Annotated in this window: 14 protein-coding genes; 7 read left to right on the top strand and 7 right to left on the bottom strand. The window is 35.1% G+C overall.

What is annotated here, in order from left to right; all coding sequences use genetic code 11:
- Positions 1-104: 104 nt before the first annotated feature.
- From ACEN2F_RS10615 to ACEN2F_RS10600, 4 genes are all read right to left on the bottom strand, one after another.
- Positions 105-995 (bottom strand): dienelactone hydrolase family protein, encoded by an 891-nt coding sequence (locus ACEN2F_RS10615; protein WP_441738861.1) that lies wholly within the window; start codon positions 993-995, stop codon positions 105-107.
- A gap of 189 nt (positions 996-1,184) precedes the next feature.
- Positions 1,185-1,613 carry a VOC family protein gene (locus tag ACEN2F_RS10610; protein WP_441738859.1) on the bottom strand — a complete coding sequence of 143 codons (429 nt, stop codon included), beginning with the start codon at positions 1,611-1,613 and terminating at the stop codon, positions 1,185-1,187.
- Positions 1,614-1,700: 87 nt separating this feature from the next.
- Positions 1,701-2,336 (bottom strand): dienelactone hydrolase family protein, encoded by a 636-nt coding sequence (locus ACEN2F_RS10605; RefSeq protein ID WP_441738857.1) that lies wholly within the window; start codon positions 2,334-2,336, stop codon positions 1,701-1,703.
- A gap of 40 nt (positions 2,337-2,376) precedes the next feature.
- Positions 2,377-3,012, bottom strand: a complete 636-nt coding sequence (locus ACEN2F_RS10600) for a phosphoribosyltransferase (RefSeq protein ID WP_441738856.1) — start codon at positions 3,010-3,012, stop codon at positions 2,377-2,379.
- A 423-nt stretch (positions 3,013-3,435) separates the two neighbouring features.
- On the opposite strand from ACEN2F_RS10600, the gene ACEN2F_RS10595 reads away from it, so the two are divergent.
- From ACEN2F_RS10595 to ACEN2F_RS10565, 7 genes are all read left to right on the top strand, one after another.
- Complete coding sequence (locus ACEN2F_RS10595) at positions 3,436-5,478, top strand: CotH kinase family protein (protein ID WP_441738854.1); 2,043 nt, start codon at positions 3,436-3,438, stop codon at positions 5,476-5,478.
- Positions 5,479-5,965: 487 nt separating this feature from the next.
- Positions 5,966-6,865: a MerR family transcriptional regulator gene (locus ACEN2F_RS10590; protein WP_441738851.1), complete on the top strand. Its 900-nt coding sequence runs from the start codon at positions 5,966-5,968 to the stop codon at positions 6,863-6,865.
- 38 nt (positions 6,866-6,903) lie between these two features.
- Positions 6,904-8,379 (top strand): phytoene desaturase family protein, encoded by a 1,476-nt coding sequence (locus tag ACEN2F_RS10585; protein WP_441738849.1) that lies wholly within the window; start codon positions 6,904-6,906, stop codon positions 8,377-8,379.
- A 1-nt stretch (position 8,380) separates the two neighbouring features.
- Complete coding sequence (locus ACEN2F_RS10580; protein WP_441738846.1) at positions 8,381-9,220, top strand: phytoene/squalene synthase family protein; 840 nt, start codon at positions 8,381-8,383, stop codon at positions 9,218-9,220.
- Positions 9,221-9,267: 47 nt separating this feature from the next.
- On the top strand, positions 9,268-9,708 hold the full coding sequence (locus ACEN2F_RS10575) for a sterol desaturase family protein (RefSeq protein ID WP_441738844.1): 441 nt from the start codon (positions 9,268-9,270) through the stop codon (positions 9,706-9,708).
- A gap of 194 nt (positions 9,709-9,902) precedes the next feature.
- Entirely contained in the window at positions 9,903-10,364 is a 462-nt protein-coding gene (locus ACEN2F_RS10570) for an SRPBCC family protein (RefSeq protein ID WP_441738841.1), read from the top strand.
- Entirely contained in the window at positions 10,364-11,659 is a 1,296-nt protein-coding gene (locus ACEN2F_RS10565) for a cryptochrome/photolyase family protein (protein ID WP_441738838.1), read from the top strand. Before ACEN2F_RS10570 ends, ACEN2F_RS10565 begins: the two co-directional genes overlap by 1 nt.
- Positions 11,660-11,738: 79 nt before the next feature.
- Here ACEN2F_RS10565 and ACEN2F_RS10560 read toward each other — a convergent pair whose 3' ends face one another.
- From ACEN2F_RS10560 to ACEN2F_RS10550, 3 genes are all read right to left on the bottom strand, one after another.
- Entirely contained in the window at positions 11,739-13,157 is a 1,419-nt protein-coding gene (locus ACEN2F_RS10560; protein ID WP_441738836.1) for an SDR family oxidoreductase, read from the bottom strand.
- 125 nt (positions 13,158-13,282) lie between these two features.
- Positions 13,283-13,894: a GTP cyclohydrolase I FolE gene (gene folE / locus ACEN2F_RS10555; protein ID WP_441738833.1), complete on the bottom strand. Its 612-nt coding sequence runs from the start codon at positions 13,892-13,894 to the stop codon at positions 13,283-13,285.
- Positions 13,895-14,048: 154 nt separating this feature from the next.
- Positions 14,049-14,732: an SDR family NAD(P)-dependent oxidoreductase gene (locus tag ACEN2F_RS10550; protein WP_441738830.1), complete on the bottom strand. Its 684-nt coding sequence runs from the start codon at positions 14,730-14,732 to the stop codon at positions 14,049-14,051.
- Positions 14,733-14,759: the final 27 nt, after the last annotated feature.

Raw genomic sequence — 14,759 nt, 5'->3', positions numbered from 1 at the left:
CATAGTTATTGCTCTTTAAGTAGTATTTCATTTCTGTTTTGAAAGTGTTTTTTTTAAACAAACAAAAAATAGATCTATCTACTGGACTTTTGCATTATTAAAAATCATTTCTTCAATTTCTCATTGAAAAAATCAATGGTTCTTGTCCACGATAAAGTGGCCGCTTTTTCATCGTATCTGGGCGTAGTATTGTTATGAAAACCATGATTCACGCCTTCATAAAAATAAGCAATATTTTCTACTTTGTTCTTTTTAAGAATGGCTTCATAAGCAGGCCAGCCTTCATTTACGCGGGTATCTAAACTGGCATATTGCGCCATAATAGGCGTTTTTATTTTTTCGGCTTCCGCGGCTGTGGGTTGTCCGCCGTAATACGGAACCGCGGCACATAATTTTGGTATCCTGACTGCCATCATGTTAGCGATCCAACCGCCAAAACAAAATCCTACTACACCAATGTGACCGTTACAGTCTTTGTGTGATTTTAAGTATTTGTAAGCTGCAATGAAATCTTCGAGCATTTCTTCACGGGTGCGTTTTGTTTGTAATTCTCTTCCCGCATCATCATTACCGGGATATCCGCCCAATGGAGATAAAGCATCAGGTGCCAATGTGATAAATCCTTCCACGGCGGCTCTTCGGCCTACATCTTCAATATAGGGATTGAGTCCACGGTTTTCGTGTACCACGATGATTCCGGGTAGTTTTTTTGTGGTTTCTGTGGGTTGCGATAACAGACCTTTAATTTTTCCTCCGCCTTTTGGAGAATCATAGGTGATGAATTCTGATTTCAACCGCGGATCACCAGGTTTTATTAATGTGGAATCCACGTAATTGGGTGTCATAAAGCTCAGGAGTGAGGGTAGCGTGAGTGTCCCTACCGCAAACAAGGATAGTTTCTCGACAAATTGTCTTCTTTCAATTTTATTGTGGGCGTAATCATCATATAAGTCAAATACTTCCTGACTGATATCTTCTTTGGTTATTTTTTTCATAGCATTTATTTTGATTGAACTAATTTAGGGAAAAAAGCGATTGTTTTTAGTAATAGTTGTTCTTTCCTTTTTTTCAAGATCAATTTGCAAAAAGACAGCCCCGAATGGCACGAATTAATTAATGTAAATTCGGGAAATCCGTGGCTGAATATACTATTTAATATTTGTGTGGTACCTATTTTATTTTCCCTAAACCAAGTCAAAATTGACCATCCAATTGACTCCAAATTTATCGGTAAATGTTCCAAAATAGGCATTCCAAAAGGTGTTTTCCATAGGCATTGTGATTTTTCCGCCGTCAGAAAGGGCATTGAAAAGCTTGTCTGCTTCTTCTTTACTTTGAGTATTGAGGGAAAGCGAAAAGTTATTGCCATAAATGGTTTCAGTTCCAAAGGATTCAAAACTGTCGCTTCCCATGATAGCCGTTTCTTTACTTATTGGCAGGGAAACATGCATTATTTTTTCTGCCTCTGCAGGCGGATAGGTTTTGCCATCCGTCATTGGCATGTCCTTAAATCTTCCAAAATAAGAGAATTCACCACCAAAAATGGATTTGTAAAATACAAATGCTTCTTCGCAATACCCGTTAAAGGTTATATAGGTGTTTACTGTTACCATGATAGTTGTTTTTTAAATTGTATGATTCAAAGAGAATAAGTCATCCCTAAAATTTAGGTTCTATCTTACTATGCTGCAGTCAGATTGCTATTGCGTTAAATACTTTTTGTACCAGTCAATGGCTAAATCAGCCACTTCCATCAGTTTTCCTGGTTCTTCGAAGAGGTGTGTTGCCCCTTCCACTATTTTCATGTCTTTTGTGGATTCTAATTGATCATAGGCCATTTTGTTCATGGTAATGACGGGAACATCGAGACCGCCCACGATGAGTAAAGTGGGAGCGGTTACCAGCGGCAATTCTGTAATGGCTAGGTCAGGACGGCCACCACGAGATACTACCGCTTTTATGGTTTCTTTAAAATAGGCTGCTGCGCGTAATGCTGATGCTGCTCCGGTACTGGCTCCAAAGTAACCTATAGCTAAGCTTTTTGTATCTCCATTCTCCAAAAGCCACTGTGTCGTTTCTATCAACCGATTGGTTAGTAAATCAATATTGAACCGGCTTTCATAAACACGATCTTCTTCTTCCGTAAGCAAGTCGAACAAAAATGTGGCGATGTTTTGTTTCTGTACCAACTCTGCCACCATTCTATTCCTGGAACTAAATCTACTGCTGCCGCTTCCGTGTGAAAAGACAACTATTCCGGTTGCATTTTCAGGAATCACTAGATCTCCTTTTAAGGTTACTGAGGATAATGGAATATCCAAATCGAATTTTTTCATAATCAATGCATTTAGAAATGAATACTTGTAGATTAAAATCTTATTCAATGGGGCTTGTACTATTTAATAACTGAATAACTTCATCATCTTCTATTTGATTGAAATCTTCGTAAAATCCACCAACGCCTCTGAAATATTTTGAAGCAATCAGATAAACAAACTCATCAGCATTTTTCTCGAAAACGGGAACTGTATCATAAGGCAATACAGGAACTGCAACAATAATTTTTGCAGGGTTTCTTTTGCGCAACATAGTAATACTAGCGAGTAATGTATTTCCTGTAGCTATTCCATCATCTACTAATATTATGTTTTTTCCCCTTATATCCAGCGGTTCCCTATTTCCCCTGTATACTTCGTATTTATTCTGCATCAATTTTCGTAATCGGATAATTTCATCTTCAATGTATTTCTTTGGCACTTCCGGATGTTCATCAATAGTCATAGAATCCATGGAGACAGCACCAATCGCAAATTCTTTATTATTAGGATGTCCGATTTTTTTTGACAGTACAATATCCATTGAAAGATGTAAGCTTTTTGCAATTATATATCCCACAGGAACTCCGCCTCGTGGAACGGCGAGAATTATGGTATTGCTATTCTGATATTTTTTTAATTTCTCTGCAAGCAATAAGCCGGCTTCAATTCGATCTTTTAAAATCTCGTTATGCATAGCGCTTGAATTTATATGATTTAAATAAAAACAACATACAAATGTACTGATTTTCAGTAATATAGATTAAATTTATATTGTTTTATAATTAATTTTTTTATCTTTAAAATTGGAAATGTCTAGTCTGTTGGATTGTGGTTATTATCAAATAACTTACTCCCTTGTTCAGATAAATTAATGAAGTACATATGTTACATTACTCTTTTCTTGCGTTTGCTATCCTCAAAACCAAAGATTGCCCGGTGGTTGAATTATTCATTTATTGATTAAAACAGCACTTTTTAAGGCCTTGCGAATCAAACCTGTAAATCACAAATTTTATTTTAACATTTGTAATCAAATGTTTTCGTAAATAATTGATTATCAGTAATTTGTGTTATTATTTTTATTAAATTTATGTTTTAATTTAACAAAAATAAAATCATGGAAAAATTGTACATTACCCGGCTGAATACAATTTCAATAATCATTTTGTTGATTGTATCGATTACTTCTACTACTGTATCGGCACAAACTTTTACGGATAGTAATCTCCCTATTGTTATTATCACCACCGATAATGACCCGAACACAAATTTGCCACTTGAAATTTTAGATGATCCAAAAATTTTGGCAACAATGAAAATTATCAAGCGACCAGACGGAACCAGAAATTATCTTACCGATCAAAATACCGCTGGGTTTTTAAATTACAGTGGGAGAATTGGTATCGAAATAAGAGGTTCTTCCACGCAAACACTTCCAAAAAAACAATATAGTCTCACTACTTTAAAAGCGGATAATACATCAAATAATAACGTAAGTATTTTTGGAATGCCAAGTGAGAATGACTGGATTTTGAATGGATTGGGTTTTGATCCTTCGTTAGTTAGGGATTATTTAGCCTATTATATGGCGAGACAAATGGGGAATTATGCTACTAAAACAGAATACTGTGAGGTGGTGATCAACGGTGATTATAAAGGTTTATATGTCTTTCAGGAAAAAATTAAATCCAATGATAATCGGGTTAATGTTGTGAAAATTGAAGCAACAGATAACGCGCTACCCAATATTACGGGCGGGTATATCACTAAAGCAGATAAAACCACTGGTGGCGATCCAGTTGCTTTCTGGATGGACGAAACTAAATTTGTACACGATTTGCCTAAACCTGAAAATGCAACTGTGGAACAAACAGCATATATAAAAGCAGAGTTCGAAAAATTACAAGATCACGCTTATGACAATGATTTGGAAGATGGCTTCAGAACAATCATTGACGTTCCTTCCTTTGTTGATTTTATGCTGGTCAATGAGTTATGTTCAAATGCTGATGTGTACCAAAGTAGTACCTTTTTTCATAAAGATCGCGGTGGAAAATTACGAGCAGGACCCGTTTGGGATTTTAATCAGGGTTTTGGAAGTACTTTTACTAACAGCAGTCACGTTGACAAATGGCAGTTCAATAATGGTAATAGAATAGGACCACCTTTCTGGACTTACTTATTTGATAACGGAGATTTCAGATGTTCGCTTTCCAAACGCTGGAATGAGGTAATTGCTCCCGGTCAGCCATTGGACAAAGATATTCTGCTTACGTATTTGAATAATGCGCTAAATTATATCAGTGAAGCGATACCGCGTGAGAGCCAAAGATGGGGTACGCTAGATGATCATACTGCCGATGTAAATAGAATTAGAACCTTTATTGTTGACAGAACGACTTGGATAGCAAATAATATAGGATCTCTTTCAAACTGTGCTGCTATTTCATTGCCTCCGTTGGTAATTACTAAAATAAATTATAATCCAAAAACGTCAAGTAGCTTTCCAGTAAGTAATGATTTAGAATTTATAGCCATTCAAAATAGTAGTAGTCGTTCCGTAAATCTTTCAGGAGTGTATTTCAGACAATTAGGATTGACGTATCAATTTCCTTATAATTCGACCATGGCAGCTAATGAAACTATTTATTTGTCCAGTAATAGTAGTGCCTTTCAAAGTAAATACGGTGTTGTTCCTTTTGGACAGTTTACAAGAAATTTATCCAATAAATCTCAAAAAATCGTGCTCGCAGATGCTGATGGAAATACTATTGACTCAGTAGAATATTTTGATGCAGCTCCCTGGCCAACAACCCCGGATGGTGGTGGTGCCTACCTCAAATTAATCAGTACTGCATTAGATAATAATGTAGCCTCAAGTTGGGAAGCAACAACTAGTGACGCATTATCCAGAGATTCATTTGCAGAAGCGTCATCGCTGCTAATTTATCCTAATCCAGTTAGCGATATCGTGACGATTCATGCAAGTACGCCCATGAGTGAAATTAAAATATTCAATATTTTAGGTGCTTTAGTACAGGAAATTAAAGTGGCAAATAACTTGGTAGATATGGATTTGAGTACGTATTCCAGCGGGATTTATTTTGTAAAAATTTACAATGAAGAAGGCTACACCAGTCGAAAAATTATAAAAAAATAAATAAAAATTCTTCAATTAATTATTCTGCTCAACGTAGCTTTTTACATTTTAATGCATTGAAGGAAATGAATTTATAGTACAAAATCATATCGAGAACAAGAAAAATTTTGAATTAAAAAGGATCCTCGATACACGTCGCTTGGATTGCGAAGCGGAGCGAGAAGTTTTGTTCTTTTTCATTTCGCGAAAGACAATCGAATTACCGTTTTGAATAATCAAGGTTAACGGCTTATTATTAATAACAAAGAACAGCGTGGTAAAAAGTTTAAACTTTACTATGCTGTTCTTTGTCATTTATAGTAATGATAAGGTATTTTTAAATAAGTAGTCTTCTATGAAAGACCGTTAAATATGGCTGCAATCAATGTTCACTTTGGATTGTTTTTATTATGTTTTCACCGAATTTGTATTTTTAATAAAATTTTGAAGGGTATGATAAGAGTTTATACATTATTTTATTTTACATTTGTTTATTAAATTTCGATAAATGATAAACAATGTAAAAAATGTGTTCAGTATTAAAGATCTTGAAAACCTTTCAGGAATAAAAGCGCACACCATACGAATCTGGGAAAAGCGGTATGACATTTTGCAGCCCATGCGTACGGATACAAATATTCGTTTGTATGATTTGGCCAGTTTGCAAAAACTTTTAAATATTACTTTATTACATGATTACGGATATAAAATATCAAAAATTGCGACTTATCCGCAAGATAAAATACCTTCATTAGTACGTGAAATAATTTCGAGTAAAACTGCCAAGAGCCACGCCATTAGTGAGCTTAAAATGGCAATGATGAATTTTGACCAAGAACTTTTTTTTAATACATATAACTGGTTAATAGCTGAAAAATCATTCAAGGAAATATTTCATCAAGTTTTCATACCACTTATGAATGAACTTGGGTTATTATGGCAATCGGATACTATAACTCCAGCTCACGAACATTTTATAAGTTACTTGATAAAACAGAAATTGCTTATAAATACAGAGAAATTACAGGTTTTAAAACAAACTAAAGCAGATAAAGTTTTCGTCCTGTCACTCCCCATGAATGAAATTCATGAATTAGGATTGATGTATTTGAATTATGAAGTACTATTGCAGGGATATAAAACAATATATTTAGGAGAAAGTATGCCCATTGAGAATCTAAAAGATTTGAAAAAACATTTTGATTCAATTATTTTTGTTTCTTACCTGACGGTGCAGCCCGAAAGAGATCAACTTGACGGATACATTCAAAAAATGTCTGATGAGTTGTTGGATGAAACTACTGAATTGTGGTATATTGGTCGGATGGTTGAGTTCATAAAAAAAGAAGAACTTTCAGACAGAATCACTCTTTTCAGTTCAATAACGGAATTAGTAGATTGGATCTAATTGTTTTTGTTTAAACATTACGTATATTTGCTAAACAAATGAAGGAAATAAAAAAAATTGCAGTTATCGGGTCGGGTTTTTCCGCATTAGCAGCCGGTTGTTATTTAGCTCAAAGTGGTCATGATGTTACGCTTTATGAAAAGAATGCAACCATAGGAGGTCGAGCACGACAACTAAAAAAAGAGGGTTTCACCTTTGATATGGGACCAAGTTGGTACTGGATGCCAGATGTATTCGAACGATTTTTTGCTGATTTTGGAAAGAAAACTACGGATTATTATGAACTGATAAAATTATCTCCAGCCTATCGTGTATATTATGGAATAGATGATTATATCACAATTGCCGATAATTTGTCGGATATCGTCAGTGCTTTTGAGGCTATCGAAAAAGGAAGCGGTATCTTGCTACAAGATTTTATGGCCGAAGCCAAAAGTAATTATGACATCGCAATAAAAGACTTAGTATATCGTCCTGGTGTTTCTCCACTAGAATTAATAACGGTTGAAACAGCAAAAAAAGTAGGACAATTTTTTAGCAATATTAGTAGAGATGTACGAAAAAAATTCAAAAATGAACGGTTAATTCAAATTCTGGAATTCCCAGTTTTGTTTCTAGGAGCCAAACCGTCCGCAACACCTTCATTTTATAGTTTTATGAATTATGCCGATTTTGGTCTTGGAACATGGCATCCAAAAACAGGAATGTTTGATGTAGTTCGCGGCATGAAAAACTTAGCTTTAGAATTAGGGGTAAAGTTTCAAACCAATGCGAATATAGAAAAAATTATTGTCGAAAATAAAACAGCCGTAGCAATGAAGGTCAATGGCGAAATCATTGCTGCAGATTTAATTTTGAGCGGCGCGGATTACCACCACACCGAAACTTTATTAGATCAGGAGCACAGAGCGTATTCTGAGAAATATTGGGATAGCAAAGTTTTTGCACCGTCATCATTATTATTTTATGTTGGTTTTAATAAAAAAATAGAAAATATTTCTCATCATGCTTTATTTTTTGACGTAGATTTTTATCAGCATGCCAAGGATATTTACGATGAACCACAATGGCCAAAAGAGCCATTGTTTTATGCAAATTTCCCATCAATAACTGATAAAACCGCCGCTCCTGAAGGAATGGAAACTGGATTTTTTCTTGTACCTTTAGCTCCTGGAATCAATGATACCGAAGAATTAAGAGTTGAATATTTTGATAAAGTAATCGATCGTTTTGAAACTTTAACACAACAAAGTGTAAGAAACAATATAATATTTAAACAATCGTTTTGTAAAAATGATTTTGTCTCAGACTACAATTCATATAAGGGAAATGCTTACGGAATGGCAAATACCTTGTTGCAAACTGCCTTTTTGAGACCCAAGTTAAAGAGTAAAAAAGTAAAAAATTTATATTTTACTGGTCAATTGACTGTTCCCGGACCAGGTGTTCCACCAGCATTAATCTCCGGTAAGTTAGTGTCAGAATTAATTAATAAGCAATTTTCAGAGCAATAATATGAAGCAATTATTTGATGATGTATCCTTTAAATGTAGCAAGCTAGTTACAAAAAACTATAGTACCTCATTTTCTTTGGCGGTTTATATGTTGTCGCCAAGTATCAGGGATGCTATTTATAGTATTTATGGATTTGTTCGGTTTGCGGATGAAATCGTAGACACCTTTCATGGCTTCGATAAAGAAAGTTTAATAACAGAGTTTGAGGATGAATATTATAAAGCCTTTGAGAGAGGAATAAGTCTAAATCCTATATTGAATTCTTTTCAGCAAACAGTAAAGCAAAATAATATATCTGATGATCTCATTCAGGCCTTTCTAAAAAGTATGAAATTAGACCTAATCAAGTCTGATTACGACAGTAAAGCTGAGTATGATGCCTATATTTATGGGTCCGCTGATGTGGTTGGTCTAATGTGTCTTAAGGTCTTTGTAGCCGGAGACAATCAGCAATATGAGCAACTCAAAGATGAAGCTATGCGATTGGGTTCTGCTTTTCAAAAAGTAAATTTTCTTCGCGATCTCAAGGATGATAATCTGGTGCTAAATCGCAATTACTTCCCGGGCGTCGACTTAAATTCCTTTGATGAAAATGCTAAAACTGCAATAATTAATGAAATTGAGGAAGATTTCCAAATAGCATATCAGGGAATTATAAAGCTTCCTATAGAAGCCAAGTTTGGCGTATACACGGCCTTCGTATATTACAAAAAACTATTAAAAAAGTTAGAAAATACGCCTTGCCACGAAATAGGAAATGCTAGAATAAGAGTTTCTAATTATACCAAAGCCGGATTATTGGCTAAATCTTTTGTGTCTTATAAACTAAAATTAGTTTAAATTACAGCTTATTTTTAAAGAATTGTTATACTTAAACATAGAATTAAATGATATTTTTTTTGATATTTATAGGTACTTTTTTAATAATGGAATGTGTTACCTGGTGTACCCACAAATTCGTTATGCATGGGTCAATGTGGTATTTTCATGCGGATCATCACCAACCAAAATACGCAAATGTTTTTGAACGAAATGATATTTTCTTCGTCATATTTGCCGTTCCCAGCATTTTATTGTTCTATTTTGGTGTTGAAGGTGGACTGAATTATAAATTTTTCCTCGGGCTCGGAATTATGTTTTACGGTTTTTGTTATTTCATGATTCACGATGTTTTGATTCATCAACGTTTCAAATGGTTCAAGCACACCAACAATAAATATTTAATAGGATTGCGAAAAGCCCACAAAGTGCATCACAAACATCTAGGCAAGCAACACGGAGAATGTTTCGGAATGTTATTTGTACCCTTTAAATATTACAAAATATAAACTATAACTTATTTTTGGGGCGTGACCCCGCATTCACTAGCGTTACAGCGGGGTCGGGCTATCCGTTCCCGCTTTTTTATACCCAACTGGTTAGGGTTCGAAACCCCAACCAGTTGGGTATAAAAAGAGCTTCACTACTATCCCTCACGCGAACTCAATGTTCCATGACGGTATTTATCTTTAAAATTATAACCATGAAAATATACAAACAAGAAACCGTTCAGCACGTAAGCGCAACCGTTGAAGAATGTTGGAATTTCTTTTCAAATCCAAAAAATCTTCAGAAAATCACGCCAGAGGGAATGGGTTTTCAAATCACCGATTTTGATAACAAATCCATGTATCCGGGTCAAATCATTCAATATAAAGTAACACCTCTTTTTGGTATCACTTTATCATGGATGACTGTAATCACGCAAGTAAAAGAAAATAGTTATTTTATAGACGAACAACGTTTTGGTCCATACAGTTTCTGGCACCACAAACATTTCTTTGAAGCAACACCAGAGGGAACTAAAATGACAGATGTAGTGCATTATGGATTACCTCTCGGTTTTATAGGCCAAATCATGAATACCTTAATTGTTAAAAATAAATTGAAATCCATTTTTGAATACCGTGTTACTAAAGTGGACGAAATGTTTAATTCAAAGTAATGAGTAAACAACAAGTTTCTGTTTTTTGGTTCAGACGCGATTTGCGTCTAGAAGATAATATTGGTTTATTTCAAGCCTTACATTCTACATACCCAGTAGTTCCAATATTCATTTTTGATGATTCTATTTTAGATAGTTTACCAAAAAATGATGCTAGAGTAGGTTTCATTCATCAATCACTATCAAAAATAAATGTCCAATTGCAGGAAGTAGGAAGTTCTATTTTAGTCAAAAAAGGAAAAACCACTGCTGTTTGGCAATCGCTTCTGCAAGAGTTTGATGTCAAAGAAGTCTTTTTCAACAAAGATTACGAGCCATACGCAATACAGCGTGACAAAGCTGTTTGTGGTTTTTTAGAAACAAATAAAACCAGTTGTTATTCTTTTAAAGACCAAGTCATTTTTGAAGAAAAAGAAATCACAAAAGCCGACGGATTATCGTATACTGTATATACTCCTTTTAAGAATAAATGGTTAGAAAAATACAAGTCAATAGCTCCTGTACAAGAATACGATATCGAACCACATTATTCTAATTTCTCTAAAACTGGTTTCGCTTTTCCGTCATTGGAACAAATAGGTTTTGAGGAAAGTCCGATAAAAGTAAGGCCGCACAATCTTAAATTTATTGCAAATTATCAAGATATAAGAGATTTTCCAGCCTTAGATAAAACTTCTTATCTGTCGCCACATTTGCGTTTTGGAACTGTAAGCATCCGTAAATTAGTCAATTGGGCATTCCATAAAAACGATGTTTTTTTGAGTGAATTGATTTGGAGAGAATTTTTTATGCAAATTCTATTCAGTTTTCCAAAAGTAGTTACGCAAAATTTTAAATCGGCCTATGACGGAATTCAATGGCGCAATGATGAAGCTGACTTTAAGCGCTGGTGTTCCGGAACAACTGGATATCCTATGGTCGATGCAGGAATGCGTCAGCTTAATGAAACTGGTTACATGCACAATAGAGTCCGTATGGTGGTCGCGAGTTTTCTTATTAAACATTTAATGATTCAGTGGCAATGGGGTGAAGCCTATTTTGCCGAAAAATTGCTAGATTATGACATGTCTGCTAATGTTGGTAACTGGCAATGGGCAGCAGGAACTGGTTGTGATGCCGCACCTTATTTTCGTGTTTTTAACCCAGAAATACAACTCAAGAAGTTTGATGAAAAAGGTGTCTACGTCCGTAAATGGATCAAAGAATTTGATTTAGGATATGGAAAGCCAATGGTGGAGCACGCGATGGCGAGAGATAGAGCAATTGCGACTTACAAAGCCGGAATATTGAAGTAAATTATTTAAACATATAAGTCATCTAAGTTTTGAGAAAGTGAAAACAGACTTAAATGACTTATAAGTTTAAAAAATAAAATTATTTAATCAATTTTTGAAGCATTCCATTGAAGATGAACCCGTGAAAAGGCAATACAGAATACCAATATAATTTCCCCCATATTCCTTCAGGTTTGAAAGTTGCGGATTGATACAAGGTATTTCCAATAATTTTGAACTCCAACCAGGCCTCTCCGGGCAGTTTCATTTCGGCAAAAAGAATTAATTTTCCCTCGTCTTTATTGGCATATAAAACGCGCCAAAAATCCAAAGCATCACCAGAATTAATAGTATGTCGGTTCGTTCGACCTCTTCTGGAGCCCACGCCGCCATACAGCTTGTCAATGAAACCACGTAAATCCCACAACCAATCTCCATAATACCAACCCGTATCGCCACCTATAGACCAAATCCTATTAATGGTAAATTCTCGATCTATGATTTCCATTTTTCGTCTGTCGATGAAACAATCTTTTTTTGGAACTTTTAGGTATTCTGACATGTTGTTATTAAAACGGCCACTAATCAATGAATCTTTCCAGCTTGATGCCACATCATCTTCGTCTACTTTTATCAAAGCTCGGGATAATGCTTGTTTGTAGGTCATTGGTGTAACATGTAACACATCATTGATTCGATTGTCACTGCAAACTACCTCTACTTTCATACTGCTGACTAGTGCTGAAGCAAGTCTATAGGATGTTGAGGTTACAAAATACAACCAATAGGAAGATAATTTTGGGGTCATTATTGGGACAGTAAAGATCCATCGTTTTAGTTTTTTAGCTTCGGCAAAACCTAAAAGCATTTCCTTGTACGTTAATACATCTGGTCCACCAATGTCAAAATTTTGATTATATGTTAGTGGATTTAATAAAGATTTTGATAAAAATTCAAGCACATCAGGAATTGCAATAGGCTGGCATTTTGTATTTAGCCATTTTGGCGTGATCATTATAGGAAGTTTATTCACTAAATCCCGAATAATCTCAAAAGAGGCACTACCAGAACCTACGATAATTCCCGCCCGTAAAGTGGTCGTGGCAAAAGTACCTGTATTCAAAATTTCTTCCACTTTTTTTCTTGAGGCTAAATGCTTAGAAAGAGATTGATCATTAACAATTCCGCTCAAGTATACTACTTGTTTAGCAGTAGTGTCATTCAATCGTTCCACAAAGTTAAGAGCTGATAAACTTTCTAGTTCATCAAAATTTGCTGCAGATCCTGACATAGAATGAATCAGAAAATAGGCCGCGTCGATGTCCTCTGGGATGGCGGACAACGTTTCTTTCTTGAGAAAATCAACTTCAATTACGGTTACATTTTTTTGAAATTCTACTGGACAATTAAATCTGTTTTTGTCTCTTACACAACAAATTATGTCATGTCCTTGTGTTGCCAATAGTGGCAAAAGGCGTTTGCCAATATAACCAGTTGCACCTGTTAAGAGAATTTTCATTTCATGTTTTTTTTCGCCAGTATGGCACAAAGTCTTTAATTTCTACTGCTTTACGCGGGTTTTATTAGAGTCTTTGTGCCTTCCTAGACATTTTTAATCTGGTTCGTATTCGTACTAAAAGTGATTTAACTCAATTTAGTAGAAACCAAGCTAATAAATTCTCTTCTGGTTTTGTTTTTTTCGAACGCACCAGTGAAAGAAGAGGTAGTGGTAACCGAGTTTTGTTTTTGAATTCCTCGCATTTGCATGCACATGTGTTGCGCTTCAATCACAACTGCTACACCAAGTGGATTTAGAGCTTCCTGAATGCAGTCTTTTATTTGATCGGTCAGCCTTTCTTGAACTTGCATTCTTCGTGCAAAAGCATCTACGATTCTTGGAATTTTACTCAAACCAACAATTTTACCATTTGGAATGTAAGCAACGTGTGCTTTTCCAAAAAATGGCAGCATGTGGTGTTCACACATTGAGTATACTTCAATGTCTTTTACTACGATCATTTGCTGGTGATCCTCAGTAAATAAAGCAGATTTTAATATTTCTAAAGGGTCTAGTCCGTATCCATGTGTTAAAAATTGCATCGCCTTTGCCACACGCTCTGGAGTTTTTTCAAGACCTTCTCGCGTTACATCTTCTCCTAAATCACCAATTATCGCTTTGTAATTCTCAGCCAATGCTTCGGTTATTTCCGCATCGTATTGCTCTGTTTTTTCGTAACTTCTCATTTCTTTTATCATTGTATGCTTTCTTTCAATTTTAAATGCGGACTATTTGGTTTGGTTTTTTTGTGAATTGCTGCTGGGTACTTTTGGCAAACAGGCAACTGTTGGGAATTAATTTAATTTATTATTGTTTGACTAAATGTTGTTATCTTATAGGAAAATAATTTTTTTAGATTTTAAAAGTTACTATACCGTAATCCATCTCAAATACTTGTCCTGAAATAGATTTGGCATTTTCTGAAATTAGAAAATTTGCCATATTGGCTACTTCTTCAGGTTTCAGATATCCTTTCATTGGATGGCGTTCTACCATATTTTCTTTCATCCTATCGTTTCTCAATATTCCGGCAGCAAGAGATGTTTCCGTAATCGTTGGAGCAATTGCATTGATACGTACTACCGAAGCCAATTCGGCTCCTAATGATTTAACTAATCCTTCTACACCTGCTTTTGCGGTCGCTATACTAGCATGAAACGGCATTCCTAGTTTTGCAGCTACGGTGCTAAACAAAACAATCGATGGATTTGTTCCCTTTTTTAGTACCGGCAAATATTTCTGAATTACTTTTACAGCACCTATCACATTAATTTCAAAATCAGTTCTAAAGTCATCAATACTCAGACTTCCAATAGGTTTCAAGTTGATGGAACCCGGACAATAAATTAGTGTATCTATTGCTTCAATTTCTGGAAGTGCATCTTGTAGAACATCCACAGAAAAGTGTTTTAGATTAGGATGTGTTATCTCTGGGGCATTTCTGCTAATGTTGTAAACCAGATTTGTCTCTAATTGCTGTAGCAAAATGGCATTACCAATTCCTTTACTACCGCCAATGATTACTATGTTTTTCATATCTTATTCAATCAGTTATCTAAATTT

Origin of the sequence: Flavobacterium sp. W20_MBD1_R3, assembly GCF_052119725.1 — a bacterium.
In the GTDB taxonomy this organism is placed as follows: domain Bacteria; phylum Bacteroidota; class Bacteroidia; order Flavobacteriales; family Flavobacteriaceae; genus Flavobacterium.
This window is presented reverse-complemented; position numbering and strand designations above follow the sequence as displayed.